The following is an 18810-nucleotide window of genomic DNA, read 5'->3' on the forward strand; positions in this document are numbered from 1 at the left end:
AGGAGTTATCGGTAGTGGGTAGCCCACCGATCGACCCCCGCACTTTCCGCAGTGTGCTGGGCCAGTTCTGCACCGGTATCACCGTCATCACGACGGTGCACGACGACGTTCCGGTGGGGTTCGCCTGCCAGTCGTTCGCCGCGCTGTCTCTCGACCCGCCGCTGGTGCTGTTCTGCCCGACCAAGATGTCACGGTCGTGGGCGGCCATCGAGGCGAGTGGCTCGTTCTGCGTGAACATCCTGCACGAGAACCAGAAGGACGTTTCGGGCCGGTTCGGCTCCCGGGAGCCGGACAAGTTCGCCGGCATCGACTGGACCCCGTCCAAGCTCGGCTCGCCGATCATCGACGGGTCGCTGGCGCACATCGACTGCACCGTGGCGTCGGTGCACGACGGTGGCGACCACTTCGTGGTGTTCGGTGCGGTGCACTCGCTGTCTGATGTCCCGCGCAAGAAGCCGCGGCCGCTGCTGTTCTACCAAGGTCAGTACACCGGCATCGAACCGGACAAGAACTCGCCGGCCGACTGGCGCAACGACCTCGAGGCTTTCCTGACCGCGACGACGGACGACACCTGGCTCTGAGCAGGGAGTTACACGGGTGTGATTCATCCACACTGTGCACAACTTCTGTGGATGAACCCCGCTCAACCCACCTGATCTGCGATGAAGCCGACCACGGCGGCAGCCACGTCGCGGTGTTGTACTTCGTTGAGAACATCGTGACGTGCGCCGGCGAACTCGACGAACCGCAGCGCGTCGATCTGTTCGGCGTACGCCCGCACCGCGCCGACGGGCGCGATCATGTCGTTGCTGCCGTGCACCGCCAGCGTCGGGACGGTCAGTCCGGGCAGCTCGGCACCGAAGCGGTCCCAGCCGCGGTCCAGCTCGCGGACCAACGCGACGCCGTCGGCGCCGACAAACGCCAAGGGGTCGTTGATCAGGGAGTCGATGTAGAACGGGTCTGCTGACAACAGGGCCGGGTCGAGATCGAAAGTGGTGTTGGCGTCTCTGAGAGCAGGCACCGCGACCACCGGTGCGCCGGAGACCACCGCGGCCCGGTACGTCCGCGGTTGCGCGAGCACCCGGAAGAGCGTGACGACCGCGCCGAAGGAATGGCCCTGCGCGAGCAGGGGCACATCGGGGCGGCGGTCGGCGGCCAACTCGGTCAGCGCGTCGGCCAGTGCCGAACTGTCCTCGATCGTGCCGAAGTCGCCCCGGTCGCCGGGGCTGAGCCCGTGCCCGAACTGGTCGACTGCCCACAGGTCGACACCGGCGGCGTTGAGCGCGAATCCGTAGCGGTGGTACAGACCGGTGTGCTCGCCGAATCCGTGCAGGAAGATGACGGCCGCTCGGGGTTCTTCGGCCGCCCAGTGCCGGTAGTAGGCGGGGCCGAGGCGGTGGTCGGCGCGGTGTTCGAGGAAGGGCATGCCGCCGACGTTAGTGGGCGCCTAGCAGCACGGTGCGCTGCTCGGCCATCCGGGCTCCGATCGCCTCGACGACCGCCGACACCTCGGGTCGCCGCAGGGTTTCTTCGCGGGTCACCAGCCAGTACGTGAGCCGGATCGACACCTCGGTGGCCAGAACCCGGACCAGATCTGGGTGGCGGTCGGCCATGAAACACGGCAACAGCCCCAGACCCGCTGACGCCCGGGTGGCCTCCACATGGACGAACACATTTGTCGACGTCACCGACTCCCGCATGGCCGGCGCGAAGCTGGGTGCCAGATCCAGATCGTCGACCTGCAGCATCGAGTCGATGAAGTACACCAACGGGAACCGTTGCAGATCGGCGACATTCGCCGGCGAGCCGTGGTCGGCGAGATAGTCGCGGGACCCGTACAGCCCGAGGCAGTAGTCGCCCAGGCGAAGGGCTTTGGCGCGGTGCACGGTCGGTTCACCGACCACCACCTCGACGTCCAGGCCAGAGCGCTGCTGGCTGGCGCGCCGGGTCGCCGCGACGATCTCGACCGCCACATTGGGGTGTTCACGCTGTACGGCTGCGGCAGCGGGCGCGGCGATATAAGCCGAGAATCCGTCGGTGGCAGAGATGCGGACGACGCCTTCCAGCGCCCGCTTTCCGCCGGCCTCGGTGCTCAACGAGCGGACCGCGGCTTCGACCGCCTCCGCCGCGGCGAGTGCTTCGCGCCCCAGCTCGGTCAGCTCCCAACCGCCCGAGACGCGGGCCAGCACCCGCCCGCCCACGGCCAGCTCGAGTGCAGCGATCCGCCGGCTGATGGTCGTGTGGTTGAGACCGAGTTCGTCGGCGGCGGTCGTGTACTTACCGGTGCGTCCGACCGCCAACAGGATCAGCAGGTCATCGGCGCTGGGTCTTCGGCTCGGTCCGGTCATGTCTGCATTTTCGCAGATGCTTCCTGCAGGTTTGGTCATTGCTCGGCCGGGGCACCTGCATGAATACTCACGACTGAGTGTGGCGGCCGTCACAGAGGAGGGAGTACCGATGACCACCCAACAAAGCTCCGATGCATCGGGGGGCAAGGTCAGCACCGGACTGAAACGCGTTGTCGCCGCGTCGATGGCCGGCACCGTCGTCGAGTGGTACGAGTTCTTTCTCTACGGCACGGCGGCGACCCTGGTGTTCAACAAGGTGTTCTTCGCCCAAACCGGCAGCGAGCTCGACGCGATCCTGGCGGCGTTTCTGACGTACGCGGTCGGCTTCCTCGCCCGACCCCTCGGCGGTGTGGTCTTCGGGCATTTCGGCGACAAGTACGGCCGCAAGAAGCTGTTGCAGTTCAGCCTGCTCCTGGTCGGTGCCGCCACCTTCTTGATGGGATGCCTACCGACGTTCGGTCAGATCGGTTACTGGGCGCCGGCCCTGCTCGTGGTGCTGCGGTTCCTCCAGGGCTTCGCCGTCGGCGGAGAGTGGGGTGGCGCCGTGCTGCTCGTCGCCGAGCACAGCCCCGACCGGCAGCGCGCATTCTGGGCCAGCTGGCCGCAGGCCGCCGTGCCCGTCGGCAACATGCTCGCCACCGTCGTTTTGCTGGTCTTGACCACGACGCTGTCGGACGAGGCGTTTCTGTCCTGGGGTTGGCGTGTGGCGTTCTGGCTGTCGGCCGTGGTGGTGCTGATCGGCTACTACATCCGCACCAAGGTCACCGACGCACCGATCTTCGTGGCGGCCCAAGCAGAGGTCGAGCGCGTGAAGGCGGTGTCCTACGGTGTCGTGGAGGTGCTGAAGCGCTACCCGCGCGGCGTGTTCACCGCGATGGGCCTGCGGTTCGCCGAGAACATCATGTACTACCTCGTGGTCATCGTGTCGATCACCTATCTGAGCCAGCAGGTCGGCGCCGATACCGGCGACATCCTGTTGTGGCTGCTGATCGCGCACGGAGTGCACTTCCTGATCATCCCCCAGGTGGGTCGGCTCTCCGATCGCATCGGTCGCCGTCCGGTCTACATCGTCGGCGCCATCGGCGCGGCAGCGTGGGGATTCATCGGGTTCCCGATGATGGACACCGGTAACTACCTGTTCGTCATCGGCGCCATCGTTCTCGGCCTGATGATCCACGCCCTGATGTACTCGCCGCAGCCGGCGATCATGGCCGAGATGTTCCCGACCCGCATGCGGTATTCCGGTGTGTCGCTGGGGTATCAAGTGACCTCGATCGTGGCGGGGTCGCTGGCCCCGATCATCTCCGTGAAGCTGCTCGACATCTATGACTCCTGGGTACCGATCGCGATCTACCTCGCAGTCGCCGCGATCATCACCTTGGTGGCAGCGCTGTTCATGCGCGAGACCAACGGTGTCGACCTGGCGATGATCGACGCCGCCGACCGCGAGCAGCTGGCGGAGGCGGGGGCGCGGTGAACGACCTCGACGGCCGTTCGGCTCTCATCACCGGCGGCGCCGGCGGAATCGGGGCGGCGTGTGCGCGGGAACTGGCGCAGCGCGGTGCGAAGGTGACCGTCGCCGACATCGACGAGGCGGGCGCGCAGAGTGTCGCCGACGAGATCGGTGGTTCCGCATGGACGCTGGACCTGCTGGATGTCGGGGCGCTCGAGGACCTGGACTTGCACACCGACATCCTGGTCAACAATGCCGGCGTACAGACGGTCAGCGAGATCGCGGCATTTCCGCCCGACAGGTTCCGTCTGATGATGACGCTGATGGTCGAGGCGCCGTTCCTGCTGATCCGGGCCGCACTTCCGCACATGTACCGCAACGAGTTCGGCCGCGTCATCAACATCTCGTCCATCCACGGCTTGCGCGCATCGCCGTTCAAGGCCGCCTATGTCACCGCCAAGCACGCGCTCGAAGGTCTGTCGAAGGTCACAGCGCTGGAAGGCGGTCCGCACGGGGTCACCAGCAACTGCGTCAACCCCGGCTACGTCCGCACCCCGCTGGTGACGAAGCAGATCGCCGATCAAGCCCGAACGCATAACATCGGCGAGGACGAGGTGGTGGCGGAGATCCTGCTGAAGGAGAGCGCGGTGAAACGTCTTGTGGAGCCCGAAGAGGTCGGCTCACTGGTGGGGTGGCTGGCGTCGCCGAACGCGAGCATGGTGACCGGGGCGTCCTACACGATGGACGGTGGATGGAGCGCCCGGTGAGCGAGCAGGTCCCGGCAATGCAAGCCCACGCCGGCGGGCCGGCAACGCAAGCCCACGCGGGCGCGCCGGCAATTGAAGCCCACGCCGGCGGGCCGGCAATTGAAACCCACGCCGGCGGGCCGGCAATTCAAACCCAGTGGGAACCGACCGAGCAGGACATCGCCGATGCGCGGGTCACCGACTTCGCGCGGTTCGTCGAAGCCCGCACCGGTGGGCAGTTCGGTGACTACGCCGCGCTGTGGCGCTGGTCGGTCGAGAATCTCGACGATTTCTGGGCGGCGCTGTGGGACTACTTCGAGCTCGGCGAACGCGGCGAGACCGTCGTGGAGTCCATCGACATGCCCGGCGCCCGGTGGTTCCCGGGCACGTCGCTGAACTATGTCGATCAGGTGATCCGCCACGCACGTGCCGATCGCCCGGCGATCGTCCACGTCAGCGAGCAGGAGCCGGACCGGGAGATGTCCTGGGACGAACTGCTCGGCCGCACGGCGGCCCTCGCCCAGACGCTGCGTTCCCACGGGGTCGAGCCGGGGGATCGCGTGGTGGGCTACCTGCCCAACATCCCCGAAGCCGTCATCGCGTTCCTGGCCACCGCATCCGTGGGGGCGGTGTGGAGCGCGTGCGGGCAGGACTATTCGGCCAAGGCGGCGCTGGACCGGCTGGGGCAGCTGGAACCGAAGGTGCTGATCGCCGCGGACGGCTATGTGTTCGCCGGTAAGTACCGCGACAAACACGAGGACGTCGCGGCGCTGAGTGCCGGTTTACCGACCCTGGTGGCCACGCTGGGTCTCGACGACCTTGCCGCCCACAGCGACCAGCCCGTCGACACCGTCGCCGTCGAGTTCGACCATCCGCTGTGGATTCTGTTCTCGTCGGGCACCACCGGGCTGCCGAAGGGCATCGTGCACGGTCACGGCGGTGTTGTCGTGGAGCATCTGAAAGCCGTTGCACTGCAGTCGGACATGGATCGCGACGACACGTTCTTCTGGTTCACCAGCCCCAGCTGGATGATGTGGAACTTCCAGGTGGCCGGCCTGCTGGTGGGTGCGACGATCGTCTGCTACGACGGCAGCCCCTCGTCGCCGACACCAGATGCGCTGTGGGGCATCGCCTCCCGGGTGCGGGCCACAGTGCTGGGCACCAGCCCAGGCTATGTGCTGGGTTGCATGAAGGCCGATGCGGATCCGAGCAAGAGCCACGACCTGTCCGCGCTGCGGACGGTCGGTATCACCGGGTCGTCACTCCCGCCGGCCTCATCGCTGTGGCTGGCCGAACACGTGGGCGTGCAGGTCGCGTCCATAAGTGGCGGTACCGACGTGGTGTCGGCATTCGCCGGGGGGGTGCGCACCGTGCCGGTGTGGCCGGGCGAGCTGTCCGCCCCCTATCTGGGCTGCGCGTTGGAGGCGTGGGACGAATCCGGCAAACCGGTACGCGGCGAGGTCGGTGAACTCGTGATCACCAAGCCGCTGCCTTCGATGCCGGTGAAATTCTGGAACGACCCCGATGGGCAGCGTTACCGCGACGCGTATTTCGAGATGTTCCCGGGCGTATGGCGGCACGGGGACTGGATCACCCTCACCGATCACGGCAGCGTGATCGTGCACGGGCGCTCCGACTCCACCCTCAACCGACACGGCATCCGTATGGGTAGTGCCGACATCTACCAGGCCGTCGAAAGCCTTCCCGAAGTGGTCGAGGCGCTGGTGATCGGCGCCGAGCAGTCCGACGGCGGCTACTGGATGCCGTTGTTCGTCGTCCTGGCCGACGGACTCGAGTTGACCGACGAGTTGCGCGAGACGATCAACGACACCATTCGCACCGAGGTGTCTCCGCGGCATGTCCCCGACGACATCATCGTCGCGCCGGGAGTGCCGCACACCCGCACTGGCAAGAAGCTCGAGGTGCCCGTCAAAAAGCTCTTCCAGGGCGGTGATTCAGCCAAGGTCGTCGAGCGCAGCGCCGTCGACGATCCGGCGCTGCTCGACTGGTACCTCACGCAGCGTCGAACGTGATGAGGTTGATGCTCAGTCCGTCTTCGATGATGCTGCGGCGGCTGACGGGGGTTCGGTCACGGACACGTCACCGCAACGTCAGGGTCTGCGCGGAGTCGTAGCGCTCCCGCACGTGAAGCGTCGGGTCGGCCGTGTACACGGCTGGGCTGCCCACCGACCACGGCGGCGGGGCAGACTGACCGCCGAGAACCCAAGCCGCCTGACGGGCCGCTCCGAGTGCGACGTACTCGGACGGCCTCGGCACGTGGACGTCGAGCCCGAGCACGGCGGGCGCAATCTGCCGGACTGCCTCTGATCGGGCGCCACCTCCGACCAGGATGATTCTCTCGACGTCGACTCCTTGACCGCCGATGGTGTCGACGCAGAACGCCATCGAACTGAGTAGACCCTCGACAGCGGCGCGGGCCATGTTCGCCGCGGTCATGTTCCGGGAGGTGACGCCGTGCAGCGCGCCCGAAGCGTCTGGCAGGTTGGGTGAACGTTCCCCGTCGAAATAGGGAATCAACACCAGGCCTTCGGAGCCCGGCGGTGCCGACAGCGCGAGGCGGTCGAACTCGGTGAAGTCCACCTTCAGCATCGCCGCCACGGCGGCGAGTACCGGGGCGCCGTTGAGAGTGCACACCAGGGGCAACTGCCGTCCCGTCGCATCAGCGAAACCTGCGACGAGGCCGTCGGCGTCGTGTGGAGCGGCCGTGGCCACGGCGCTCACCACACCGGAGGTTCCGAGGGAGACGATGCAGTCCCCGGGAACTGCCCCCAGCCCCAACGCGGCAGCGGCGTTGTCGCCCGCGCCGGCACCCAGCAGCGCCCCCTGGGAAGCGGTGCCGGCCGATTCCCGGGGGCCGAGGACTTGCGGAACCACGGGACGCCTCCCGCGGAAGGCCAGTTCCAGCAGGTCGGGCTGGACGGCGTTGCTCTCGGCAGAGAAGTACCCCGTTCCGCTCGCGTCGCTGCGATCGGTGCGCAGATCGGCGATGTCCGACGAGCCACTCAGCCGCCACGTCAGCCAGTCGTGCGGCAGGCACACCGCCGCGGTCGCGTCGGCGTGGTGTGGTTCATGGTCGGCCAACCAGCGCAGCTTCGTCGCTGTGACAGCCGCGACCGGCACCACCCCGGTGCGACGCGCCCATGCCTGCGGTCCTCCGAGTTCGTCGGTCAATTCAGCGGCCGCGTGAGCAGACCGGGTGTCGTTCCACAGCAATGCGTCTCGAACGACTCGGCCGTGGGAATCCAGGCAGACCATGCCGTGCTGCTGGGCGCCGACCGAGACTGCCGCGACGTCGGCGATGCCGCCGACGGCGCTCATGGCCTGCTCGAGCGCATCCCACCAACGATCAGGATGGACCTCGGTGCCATCGGGATGCGGTGCGGACGCCGAGCGCAGGATCTCTCCGCTGTCCGCGTCGCACACCAATACTTTGCATGACTGTGTGGACGAATCTATACCGGCGACAAGGGGCATCGTCAGTTCCTTCCGGGGTCGGCGAGCACGGGACCAAACGCCAGTTCGGCGGCTCCGATCATCAGGGTGTCTGCCCCCAGGGTGGCGGGAACGACACGGACCAGCTGTCGCGGGGCGGTCATGCTGTGGCGGGCCAGTTCGGCGCGCAGGGCCTCTGCGGCGTACCGGGGGAAGACCCGCAGGAAGCCACCCAGCACGATCAGGCCGGGGTTGAGCATGTTGATCGCATTGCCCAGAGCGATCGCCAATGCCCGAGTCTGCCCGCTGAGTACCTGCCGCTCGTCCTGATTCGGTTCTGCCGAGCTGTGTTCGGTGGGTCCGCCTGACTCGCTGTCGAGTTCGGACAACAGCCGTGTGAGCGGTGCGTGGGTCACCTCGGTCTCCAAGCAGCCGATGCTGCCGCAGTGGCACGCGCCGGTCCCCCCCACAAAGGTGTGGCCCAATTCGCCGGCATAACCGGCCAGCCCTTCGAGCAGGCCGCCGGCGACCACGAAGCCGGCGCCGATGCCGCTCGGGCCGCCGTTGACATAGATGAGGTGTTCGGCGCTGTGATGGTTGCCGAACAGATGCTCGGCGATCGCCCCGGCGTTGGCATCGTTGGCTGCGTACACAGGCAGTTCCGTTGCGGCGCTGAGCATCGGGCCGATATCGGCGTCATGCCAATCGAGATTGGGTGCCAGTTGTACGGCCGACTGCCGACTGTGTACCAGACCGGGGACCGCGACTCCCACGGCCGTGATGGACTGCGCATCGCTCAATGTGCGGCGGATCTCGGCAAGCGTGTCCACGACAATCGCCACAGTGTCCTCGGGTGTGGGCACCCGGTCGGTGGCACAGCGCAGCACTCGCAGGACTGCGCCGCCCATGCCCACCAGGCCCACGGTGACCGCGTCGACTTCCGGTGTCACTGCCGCGGCCAGCACCTTGTGTGCCGGGCGCACGACTGGACTGGGTCTGCCCACCTGGGACGGCGCCGCGGCGGGGGATTCTTCGACGAGTCCGCGCGCGACCAATTGTTCGACGAGATCCTTGGTGGTCGACCGGGACAGCCCGGTGTGCCGAGTGAGCTCGGCGCGAGTGAGGGCGCGATGCCGGTGAACCAGCGTCAACACGGTCGACAGATTGCGCCGGCGGACGTCATCGGTGTTGGTCCCGACTCGGACCGTGCTGCCATTTCCGGTCGGCTTCAACGCCACAACCACCCCTTGCATTCGGTCTTGACAGTGTTGCAGGCCACATCTTATGTTCGGACGGAGAACAAAACAAAATGGTCTGGGCCGCGTGGCCCGCACCGACAGCTCATGATCTCGGAGGAGCATCCGCGATGACCGTCCTGGAATCCCGCGCCGCATCGGACTCCCTCATCCCGCACCGGTCCGACAAGTTCTCCTTCGGCCTGTGGACGATCGGTTGGCAAGGCAATGACCCGTTCGGCGTCGCGACGCGGCCCGTGCTGGACGTGACCGAGGCTGTGGAACGGCTGGCGGATCTCGGTGCATACGGTGTCACACTGCACGACGACGACCTGTTTGCGTTCGGAAGTTCGGATACCGAGCGACGCCGAATGATCGACCGACTGTCCTCGGCATTGAGCGCGACGGGTCTGGTCGTGCCGATGGTGACGACCAACCTGTTCACCCAGCCGGTCTTCAAAGACGGCGGGTTCACCAGCAACGACCGTGCAGTGCGTCGGTTCGCTCTCCGTAAGGTCTTGCGCAACATCGACCTGGCCGCAGAACTCGGAGCGCACACCTTTGTCATGTGGGGTGGTCGTGAAGGAAGCGAATACGATTCGGCCAAGGATGTCCGAGCCGCGCTGGAACGGTATCGAGAAGCGCTCGATCTGTTGTGCCAGTACGTGATCGATCAAGGTGTCGGAATCCGCTTCGCCATCGAACCCAAACCCAACGAGCCTCGAGGCGACATTCTGCTACCCACGGTGGGACATGCGCTGGCCTTCATCGAGACCCTCGCCCACCCCAGTATGGTCGGGGTGAATCCGGAGACCGGTCACGAGCAGATGGCCGGGTTGAATTTCATGCATGGAATCAGCCAGGCGCTGTACAGCGACAAGCTGTTTCACATCGACCTCAACGGTCAGCGCGGGATCAAGTTCGACCAGGACCTGGTGTTCGGCCATGGTGATCTGGCCAATGCCTTCGCGCTCGTCGACCTGCTCGAACACGGTGCCCCCGGCGGCGGGCCTGCCTACGACGGGCCCCGGCACTTCGACTACAAGCCGAGCCGTACCGAGGACGCCGACGGTGTCTGGGCCTCCGCTGCGGCCAACATGCGGATGTACCTCCTGTTACGCGAACGTGCGGCCGCATTCCGCGCCGATCCTGATGTCGTTGCCGCAATGGCCGCGGCCAAGGTGGACGAGTTGCGTCGGCCCACCCTCGACGCGGGCGAGTCCTACGCCGATCTGATCGCCGACCACACCGCCTACGAGCAATTCGACGCGGACGCCTACTTCGGCGGAAAGGGTTGCGGATTCGTCGCGCTTCAACAGTTGGCTCTCGAGCACCTGATGGGAGCCAGGTGACGGTCAGGCGGACCGATATCGACAACCAACCAATTCATCGACCGGGAGGGAACTCGTGAGAAGACTTCGCACACTTTCAGTTGGCGTCATCATCGGGGTGGGGCTGGCTCTGACCGCATGCAGTTCGGGCTCGGACTCCTCGGGCAGCGGCGCCGGCAAGGTCGGGGTCATTCTTCCCGACACCAAATCGTCGGTGCGCTGGGAAAGCAAGGACCGTCCCGCCCTGGAGGCGGCGTTCCAGGACGCCGGGGTGGATTACACGATCCAGAATGCCGAGGGTTCGGCGGACACGATGGCCACCATCGCCGACGGGATGATCGCTGATGGGGTGACCGTCCTGGCCATCGTCAACCTCGATTCCGACAGTGGGGCATCGATTCAGCAGAAGGCCGCAACCCAGGGCGTGAAGACCATCGACTACGACCGCCTGACATTGGGTGGCTCCGCTGATGTCTACGTGTCGTTCGACAACACGAAGGTCGGGGAGCTGCAGGGCCAGGGTCTGGTGGACTGCCTCGGCGGCCGGCCGGCGAACGTGGTGTTCCTCAACGGTTCTCCGACCGACAACAACGCCACATTGTTCAGCGACGGCGCGCACTCGGTGATCGACGCGACCCCCACCGTCACCATCGTCGGTGAGCAGTCGGTGCCGGACTGGGACAACGACAAAGCGGTGACGATCTTCGAGCAGCTCTACACCGCGGCCGACGGTCGCGTCGACGGGGTGTACGCCGCCAACGACGGTCTCGCCGGTTCGGTCATCTCGATTCTCGAGAAGAACAAGCGCGCCGGCCAGGTACCCGTCACCGGCCAGGACGCGACGGTCGAGGGACTGCAGAACATTCTGGCCGGATCGCAGTGCATGACTGTCTACAAGTCCGCGACCGAGGAAGCCAATGCGCTCGCCGACGTGGCCATCGCGCTGGCCAACGGTGAGCAGCCGAACACGACGAGCACCTCACGTGACGACACCGGCGGCCGGGACGTTCCCTCGGTGCTGCTGACCCCGAAATCCATCACCAAGGACAACCTCAACGTGGTGTTCGACGACGGCGGGCAGTCCAAAGATGAGGTGTGTTCGGGCCAGTTCGCGTCGCTGTGCACCGAAGCAGGAGCCTGATCGCCGATGACCGCCGACGTGCAGCCGATCCTCGAACTATGCGGAGTGAACAAGAGTTTCGGTGTCGTTCACGTGCTCCACGACGTCGACTTCCAGGTGTATCCGGGACAGGTGACCGCCCTGGTCGGCGACAACGGGGCAGGCAAGTCGACCCTCGTCAAGACGATCGCGGGCATTTATCACATCGACAGCGGCAGATATCTCTTCGAGGGGCGCCCGGTGACCGTCCGCAGCCCCAACGACGTCTCGGCGCTGGGCGTCGAAGTCGTCTACCAGGATCTGGCACTCTGCGACAACCTCGACGTCGTCGAAAACATGTTTCTCGGCCGAGAACTCACCAGCAGAGGTCTGCTCGACGAGGCGCGTATGGAGACAATGGCCCGGGATGCGCTGGCGTCGCTGTCGGTGCGCACCGTCAAGTCGGTCCGCCAGACGGTGTCGAGCTTGTCCGGCGGACAACGCCAGACCGTGGCGATCGCCAAGTCGGTGCTGTGGAACTCCAAGGTCGTCCTGCTCGACGAACCCACCGCGGCGCTGGGGGTGGCGCAAACCCGTCAGGTGATCGATCTGGTCCGCCGACTGGCCGATCAAGGACTGGGAGTGGTTCTGATCTCCCACAACATGTCCGACGTCTTTGCCGTAGCCGACCGGATATGTGCGCTCTACCTCGGACGGGTCGCCGCCGACGTCGAGGCTTCCGAGGTGAGTCACGCGCAGGTCGTGGAGCTGATAACCGCCGGCCGATCGGGTGATCTCGGGTTGGTATCGCTGACCGAACCGGTGTGAGCGCCGGCGCCGTGCACCACCGTGACAACACACATGAGGAACCCGTGATGACAACTTTCCGCTCTCGACCTGCTGTCAGCCTCGCCGACGCGGATTTCGCCGGCGACGTCGGCGAACAACAGACACTCCGTAGCGCGATGGTCGGGTACTGGCGGCGCGTGCGTGGCGGTGACATGGGTTCGCTGCCTGCGGTTCTCGGTCTCGTCGTGCTCTTCGTCGTCTTCGGACTCGCCAACGACCGCTTCCTGTCCGCGTTGAACCTGGCCAACCTGATCACCCAGGCCGGAGCCATCTGCGTGCTGGCCATGGGTCTGGTGTTCGTGCTGCTGCTCGGCGACATCGACCTGTCGGCCGGGGTGGCCGGCGGAGTCTCGGCCTGTGCCATGGCGCTGACCGTGGTGAACATGAGCTGGCCGTGGTGGGCCGCCATCCTCGTCGGCACGGCGTGCGGCGCATTGATCGGGCTGGCCATCGGCGTCCTGCGGGCCAGCCTCGGAATTCCCTCGTTCGTCGTGACATTGGCGTTCTTCCTCGGGCTGCAGGGCGTGACGCTCAAGCTGATCGGCGAGGGCGGCTCGGTCCGAGTGGACGATCCGGTGATCCGAGGTCTGACCATCGAGAACCTGTCCGTCCCTGTCGGCTGGGCGCTCGCGCTGGCAGTGGTGCTGGGATACGCGGGTGTGGAGGCCCTGCAGCTTCGGCGCAAGAAGGCGCTACGACTGTCGCACCCCCCGGGTGGGGTGGTCCTGGCGCGCATATCGGCGATAGCCGCAGTCGTTTTCGGTGTGACGGTCGTGCTCAATGTCAACCGCAGCGTCAACCCGAGCGTGGAGATCCGCGGCATTCCCTACGTGCTGCCGCTCGTTCTGGTCCTGCTCGTGGTCGCCACCGTCGTGCTCACCCGGACGTCCTACGGACGGCATATCTACGCCGTCGGCGGCAATGCCGAGGCGGCGCGCCGGGCGGGAATCTCGGTTGACCGGATACGGGTGTCGGTGTTCGTCGTCTGTTCGTCGCTGGCGGCGCTGAGCGGGATCATCGCCGCGTCCTATGCGGGCAAGGTGTCGGCGTCCTCAGGGGCGGGAAACACGCTGCTCTATGCCGTCGGCGCCGCGGTCATCGGCGGCACCAGCCTGTTCGGCGGCAGGGGCAGGGCCATCGACGCCGTGATCGGCGGCGTGGTGGTGGCCACCATCGCCAACGGCCTTGGCCTGCTCAACCAGTCGTCCTACATCAACTTCCTGGTCACCGGCGGTGTGCTGCTGCTGGCCGCCAGCGTGGACGCGATCTCCCGTCGTCGGCGCTCGTCGACCGGTGTGGGCTGACAGGTCCCGGATGCCGGCCTGCTCACACGCATTCCACGAGCGCAGCACTGGCGTCCCTGACGTCCCCCATGGTCGCGTGGACCCGGAGAACCGCCCCATCGTAGGTGGCGCAGACGATTCCGCACGTGCCATCGTCTACCCGATGCGTCAGCGCGGGAGAGCGCTTGAGCAGTGACAGACCGGTTTCGACCGCGTGCGCGGCCGCGACATGCGCATGGGATTCCACGGATGCGCCGCGACCCACCAGCGACATGAGCACTCCCTCGACCGCGGCGCGCATCGCACCGTCGGGCAGCTCCGCGTGATTCCAGGCCTTGACCGCAGCGCGAATCGCGGCGCAATCATCGTGTCCGAGCACCACGATCAGCGGCACCTCCGCGGTTTCGACGGCGAAGTCGACCCCGGCCAGCACGCTGGTGTCGACGGCCAGGCCCCACGAACTCAGGTCGACGAATGACCCTGCAGGCCGGCCGAAGATGCCGGGACCGTTCATCGTGGCGTCCGCGCAGCGCAGCACCGCGGCGACGGGTCGATCCATGTCGGTGTCGTTCGGGGCGTGCAGTCCGTCGGCTCCGGCGCGGAGGCGGTTCCAGATTTCTTGCGGATTGGACATGTGCGGTGTTCCTTTCGTGGTGGGTCAGCTGAAGTATTCGGGGCGACTGACATAGGTCTCGGTCACGAACATCACCCCGGATGACGCGTCGAGCAGCGGCCGGAGCCCGGCCAGGAGCGCGTCGGCCCTCTCCTGGGGAACGACGGTGATGATGAGTTCGAGGGTGGCCTGCTGGTTGAACAGCAGCCGGCCCTGGTGATAGCCGTGGTGGCCGAGGCCCGACACACCCGAGAGGCTGGTGAAGCCGGTGGCGTCGACGGAGCCGATGAGGTCGCGCACCGCCGGGGCATCTTTGCCGGCCACCACGACCTCGACTTTCGTCATCTTCGTCAGAGCGGTTGTCATCTCAGTGTTACCTCCGTCAGATCGTTTGCAGGACAGTTGTTGTCGAACCACGGTCGCCAACTGGACCGAGTCCAGCGCTGCCATGTCTCGCTCGGATGGGCGCGGGCGGCCACGCTCACCCACCCGTTTCCGAAGAGTTGCTGCAGGATCGGGTTGCGGGCGATCACGGTGTCGATCAGGTCCAGCGGGGCTTGGATGACGGCCAGGAGCCGTTGCGGTTCGTGCACCAGCCGATCTCCGACGGCGACCGATTGCGCAGGCAGTCCGAGCTTCAGGTCACCGGTGTGACCGGCGATGACGCCGGAGCCGCCGACGACGTTGTGGATGGTCTTCGAACCCGCGCCGAAGATGTCAGGCGCGACGGTGGAGAAGTAGTACTGCGAGTTGATCCAGTGAGCGACGACCAGCGGTGCGGTGAGGATCGTCTCCAGTGCCGCACCGTCCGGATCCACCGCCGCGTCGTAGGAGTGCAGGAATGCCCGTCGCTGCAGATCGATCCCGCGGGTGACCGTGCGCGGAGCGATGACCATGGCGGCGTTGCCGGCCAGGCCCCATTCGGGATACACCTGCGCCCAGTCCACCGAACGTCGTGCGACACCGCGGGCCGTGCCCCGGCGCGCTGTCGTGCCGGGAAGTGCCACGGCCCGCTCGGTGGCGAGCGCGGCACCGGCGCGGCGGAGGTCGGCGGTCAGGCGGGCGATGTCGGGACGATGACCGGCGGGAACCAGGTGGGTGTCCAGGATCGTGACCACGTCGGTCGTGGTGTCGTGCAGTGCGGCCACGGCGACGGTGTGCTCCGGAATGTCGATCCCGCGTTCCCGCAACCCTTCTCGGACCTCAGCTCGGTTGAGGACCCGAGCGGCGGTTCGGGCGTTGGGTCCGCCTGCCTGGCCGCCGCAGGCGCCGCAGTCCAGAGAGGCCTGGTAGGGGTTGTTCTCCGTGGTGCTGCCGTGGCCACACAGCACGATGAGTCGCCCGAACCCGCGGGTCAGTCCGATTGCGGTGAGCATCACCTCGGCGAACAGGATCTGTTCGTGTACCGGCATGGCGCTGACGTCGACGTGTGTCGGAGCCGGGGGCGTGACCAAACCGTGCAGACGGCGGCGTACCCGGCCTGCTGCGGCGGGCATGAAGGTCTTCGCGGCGGCCAGCGGCCCGGCGATCCAGCCGGCGGCCTCGGCCAGCGCGTAGGGCGCGACCATCGCATCTTTGGCGGCGTGGAACGCCGACTCCGCGCCCGCCAGTTGCTGGTTGCCGCGGATGTGGCGGCACACCGCAGCCGACTCGGGTTCCTCGGCGTGCTCGCTGATCTCGTGGGCCGGTGAGATCAACACCGGGCAGAGATCGGCAGAGGCACCGCCGAGCAGGCCGGTGTACCTGATGGCGACCGCGAAGAAGCCGGCGAAGCCGTAGGTGTCGTAACCCTGCGATGTCTCCAGGTGCCTACGCAATCCTTCCGACCGGGTGTCGATGCAGGTGACCAGGTGGGTGTGCGCCGGCCCGGTCTCGGCTGGTGGGTCGGCCGCCAGGTCTGCCAGGAGGCGGTCCCGGTAGGCGCCCTCGAAAGCGTTCTGCCAGATCATCTCCCGTGTGGTGACCGGCAACAGTGCCAGGATGCGGGCCGCGGCGATCAGTTCGCTCTCGTCGCCCGGGGTGATGTTCCACAGATCCAGCAGGTGCGTCAGCCGGTCTCGCGCGGTCGGGGGAGTGGGCCGCTCTGCGGGGGCAACCGGTCCGGGGTACTCCCCGGACAGCAGCGCGGCCTCGTACAGCAGGCGCATGGCCAGGTAGTCCACCAGGTCGATTCCCGCTGCCCGGTCCCCGCACCACTGCACGTGCGCGGCCCATCCCGGCAACTTGGTCAGGTGTGCCTGCAGGTAGGTGATGCGGTGGTCGTCGTCGACACCGAGCGCGTCGAGCGCGGAGAGCACAGCGTCGTCGGCGCGCTCGGCGGTTGAGGTCAGGGCGATCCGCGCCGCGCGGGGCAGCGTGCGGTCCTTCGGTGCCAGCGTGCGCCATGCGCGGTAGAAGCCGTTGTCACGGCCCGGCATCGGCCAGGCGGCCGCGCCGAAGAAGGCCGAACACCATTTCGCGACCTGCGTGTCGACCTGCTCTGCGACGCGAGGAGCGCTCTGCTCGGCGCGGGTGCGGTACCGGCGTAGCGGGTTCGGGTACTCGGCACCGTTGAGAAGGTCCGCGCGTAACAGCTCGGTGGCATCGACGCGGCGGCCGCCCAGCAGCACCGGCGGTTCGTCGACGAGGTTGGGGTGGCGGCGCACAAGCGCGTGATCCAGGTCGGCGTCGGTGATCCGGCCCTGGCGGTGCAGTGTGCGGAAAGTGCTCTCGGGCAGCGTCCCTCGTGCTCCGTACAGGTCGCCGGCACGGCGAATGGCCTGTTCGAACGGCATACCGAGCATGCCGCTGAGCGGGTTGACCGCGATGAAAGTCTCCAGCGGGTAGTGGGTGGGAAGCACCCGGGCAGCCAGGCGGACGTCGCTGCGTAGCTGTGCGCGGCGGGTCGCCGCGGGCGGTGCTGCTGTGACTGTGGTCATCGATGAGCTCCTGTCGTGGGGGTCGGCACATGTCCGGCGGCGAGGACTCGGGTGTAGATGGCGCCGTGCAGGCCGCCAGGTCGGTAGCGGAGCGTCGCAACCCCAGCCAGCAGCGTGACCGCGGCTGCGACGACGACCCAGGCGGTGGTGCTCGTCCCCGATGGAGCGGGCAGCGCGGGTTCGAGGAAGTGCCCCACCGCCCGGATCAGGCCGAGGTAGGCCACCGCGGCGGGCACCAGGAACGACGCGGCGACGGCGGCACCACCGAGGCCGGGGCGTCGGTGCAGCCAGCCCCAGGTGGCGGCCACGCCGGTGACCCAGGCGAAGATCAGCAGGGCGTACTCGGCGCCGTGGTCGGCGGGTGCAGCCGGAATCGCCGCGAGCGCGGCCAGAAGGGCGGCGGTGGGCAGTGCTACCGAGAGGGTCGCGGCGAATGTTCGTTGTCGGCCGCTTGCCGCGATGTCGTGGGGAACTGCGGAGTTACGGCGCAGTCCCGCGATCGCCGAACCGGACGACAGGAACAGCGTGGCCTTGTAGAAGCCGTGTGCGACAAGATGGATGACCGCTGCTGCCCAGAGGCCCAGTCCGCAGGTGAGGATCATGAATCCCATCTGCGCCATCGTCGAATGTGCCAGTGCGCCTTTGACGTCGGGCTTGACCAGCATCACGGCGGCGCCGTAGAGCAACGTTGCGGTGCCCGCCACGATCGCGAGAGTGCCGGCCACAGCGGTGTCGTAGACCGGGTGCAGCCTCAGCAGCAGTAGCGCTCCGGCGTTGACGGCGCCTGCGTGGAGCAGTGCCGACACCGGCGTGGGTGCGGCCAGTGTGGCGGGCAGCCAGCGATGGAAGGGTATCTGAGCGGACCGGGAGAGCGCGGCGGTGACGATGAGAACAGCCGCCACCGCGGGGAGGGTCCCGCCGGCGGACGCGTCGAATGTGACCAGGCCGATGGCCGACCACAGCGCGACGTCACCGATGACGAAGGCGATGGCCGTTCGGCGGACCCCGTCGCGCGCGGCGGGCAGCTGCCAGTAGGTGGCCAGTAGTACGCAGAGCGCGATCCCGGCCCCGGTCCAGCCGACCCCGATCCCCACGGGTGCGGTGGCCGTCACCATCACCGCCGAGCTCGCCGTCAACAGCGATGCTCCCGCGGCGAACCAGCCGCCGCGGCGGTCGCCGGCCAGGTAGCGCACCGCGTACGTCTGGGCGACCGCGCTGACCCCGAAGATCAGCAGCAGCATGATCGCGGCGACCGGATCGACCTGCAGGCTGAAAACGCCCGTCCCGATGACAGTTTCGGTCCCGCTCAACAGGGCTGCCGCCAGACCCACACTGACGAGGAAGCCGATGCAGGCAACAGCTGCGTCAACTCGCACCAACTGCTCGGGCCACCGCGCGCCGAGCAGCGCTGCGAGCAGTGCCGACATCAGTGGCGCCGATACCGTGGTGGCCAGGGCCGCCTGCGCGATTCCGCTTAACATA

16 protein-coding genes are annotated in these 18810 nt (G+C 67.2%); 8 read left to right on the forward strand and 8 right to left on the reverse strand.

What is annotated here, in order from left to right:
- Window positions 1–14 precede the first annotated feature (14 nt).
- On the forward strand, window positions 15–581 hold the full coding sequence (gene hsaB, locus ACEWX3_RS03120; RefSeq protein WP_207065141.1) for a 3-hydroxy-9,10-secoandrosta-1,3,5(10)-triene-9,17-dione monooxygenase reductase subunit: 567 nt from the start codon (window positions 15–17) through the stop codon (window positions 579–581).
- A gap of 62 nt (window positions 582–643) precedes the next feature.
- Here hsaB and ACEWX3_RS03125 read toward each other — a convergent pair whose 3' ends face one another.
- Both ACEWX3_RS03125 and ACEWX3_RS03130 read right to left on the reverse strand, forming a co-directional pair.
- Window positions 644–1426, reverse strand: coding sequence for an alpha/beta fold hydrolase (locus ACEWX3_RS03125; protein ID WP_374158670.1), 783 nt, complete (start codon window positions 1424–1426; stop codon window positions 644–646).
- A gap of 10 nt (window positions 1427–1436) precedes the next feature.
- Window positions 1437–2387, reverse strand: coding sequence for a LysR family transcriptional regulator (locus ACEWX3_RS03130; protein WP_373889014.1), 951 nt, complete (start codon window positions 2385–2387; stop codon window positions 1437–1439).
- A 70-nt stretch (window positions 2388–2457) separates the two neighbouring features.
- Between ACEWX3_RS03130 and ACEWX3_RS03135 the strand changes: the two genes are divergently transcribed.
- Genes ACEWX3_RS03135 through ACEWX3_RS03145 form a run of 3 tightly spaced genes read left to right on the forward strand, consistent with a single transcriptional unit; the run spans window position 2458 to window position 6580 of the window.
- Window positions 2458–3825, forward strand: a complete 1368-nt coding sequence (locus tag ACEWX3_RS03135) for an MFS transporter (protein WP_163679472.1) — start codon at window positions 2458–2460, stop codon at window positions 3823–3825.
- Window positions 3822–4568, forward strand: a complete 747-nt coding sequence (locus ACEWX3_RS03140) for a 3-hydroxybutyrate dehydrogenase (protein WP_221354195.1) — start codon at window positions 3822–3824, stop codon at window positions 4566–4568. Before ACEWX3_RS03135 ends, ACEWX3_RS03140 begins: the two co-directional genes overlap by 4 nt.
- Window positions 4565–6580 carry an acetoacetate--CoA ligase gene (locus ACEWX3_RS03145; RefSeq protein WP_374158671.1) on the forward strand — a complete coding sequence of 672 codons (2016 nt, stop codon included), beginning with the start codon at window positions 4565–4567 and terminating at the stop codon, window positions 6578–6580. Before ACEWX3_RS03140 ends, ACEWX3_RS03145 begins: the two co-directional genes overlap by 4 nt.
- A gap of 67 nt (window positions 6581–6647) precedes the next feature.
- Here the strand turns inward: ACEWX3_RS03145 and xylB are convergent, their stop codons facing one another.
- Together xylB and ACEWX3_RS03155 are read right to left on the reverse strand one after the other, a co-directional pair.
- A complete protein-coding gene (xylB, locus tag ACEWX3_RS03150; protein WP_374158672.1) occupies window positions 6648–8042 on the reverse strand; it encodes a xylulokinase in 1395 nt (464 codons plus the stop codon).
- Window positions 8043–8044: 2 nt separating this feature from the next.
- Complete coding sequence (locus tag ACEWX3_RS03155) at window positions 8045–9238, reverse strand: ROK family protein (RefSeq protein ID WP_374158673.1); 1194 nt, start codon at window positions 9236–9238, stop codon at window positions 8045–8047.
- 128 nt (window positions 9239–9366) lie between these two features.
- Here ACEWX3_RS03155 and xylA point away from each other — a divergent pair, with 128 nt between their 5' ends.
- Genes xylA through ACEWX3_RS03175 form a run of 4 tightly spaced genes read left to right on the forward strand, consistent with a single transcriptional unit; the run spans window position 9367 to window position 13818 of the window.
- Window positions 9367–10587, forward strand: coding sequence for a xylose isomerase (xylA, locus tag ACEWX3_RS03160; RefSeq protein WP_374158674.1), 1221 nt, complete (start codon window positions 9367–9369; stop codon window positions 10585–10587).
- Between the two features lie 55 nt (window positions 10588–10642).
- Complete coding sequence (locus ACEWX3_RS03165; protein ID WP_207065160.1) at window positions 10643–11707, forward strand: sugar ABC transporter substrate-binding protein; 1065 nt, start codon at window positions 10643–10645, stop codon at window positions 11705–11707.
- Between the two features lie 6 nt (window positions 11708–11713).
- Window positions 11714–12493 carry an ATP-binding cassette domain-containing protein gene (locus tag ACEWX3_RS03170; protein WP_374158675.1) on the forward strand — a complete coding sequence of 260 codons (780 nt, stop codon included), beginning with the start codon at window positions 11714–11716 and terminating at the stop codon, window positions 12491–12493.
- Window positions 12494–12540: 47 nt separating this feature from the next.
- Window positions 12541–13818, forward strand: coding sequence for a sugar ABC transporter permease (locus tag ACEWX3_RS03175; protein WP_207065162.1), 1278 nt, complete (start codon window positions 12541–12543; stop codon window positions 13816–13818).
- A 22-nt stretch (window positions 13819–13840) separates the two neighbouring features.
- Here the strand turns inward: ACEWX3_RS03175 and ACEWX3_RS03180 are convergent, their stop codons facing one another.
- From ACEWX3_RS03180 to ACEWX3_RS03195, 4 genes are read right to left on the reverse strand one after another with little or no spacing between them, the layout of a single operon-like run.
- Window positions 13841–14431, reverse strand: a complete 591-nt coding sequence (locus tag ACEWX3_RS03180; protein ID WP_374158676.1) for a carbonic anhydrase — start codon at window positions 14429–14431, stop codon at window positions 13841–13843.
- Between the two features lie 24 nt (window positions 14432–14455).
- Complete coding sequence (locus tag ACEWX3_RS03185; RefSeq protein WP_374158677.1) at window positions 14456–14776, reverse strand: P-II family nitrogen regulator; 321 nt, start codon at window positions 14774–14776, stop codon at window positions 14456–14458.
- Window positions 14773–17328 (reverse strand): DUF2309 domain-containing protein, encoded by a 2556-nt coding sequence (locus ACEWX3_RS03190; RefSeq protein ID WP_374158678.1) that lies wholly within the window; start codon window positions 17326–17328, stop codon window positions 14773–14775. The genes ACEWX3_RS03185 and ACEWX3_RS03190 overlap by 4 nt, the downstream gene beginning before the upstream one ends.
- The gene (locus ACEWX3_RS03195; protein ID WP_374158679.1) at window positions 17325–18809 is read right to left on the reverse strand and encodes a proton-conducting transporter membrane subunit; all 1485 of its coding nucleotides are present in this window, start codon (window positions 18807–18809) and stop codon (window positions 17325–17327) included. Before ACEWX3_RS03195 ends, ACEWX3_RS03190 begins: the two co-directional genes overlap by 4 nt.
- Window position 18810: the final 1 nt, after the last annotated feature.

Origin of the sequence: Mycobacterium sp. G7A2, assembly GCF_041902445.1 — a bacterium.
Classification (GTDB): domain Bacteria; phylum Actinomycetota; class Actinomycetes; order Mycobacteriales; family Mycobacteriaceae; genus Mycobacterium.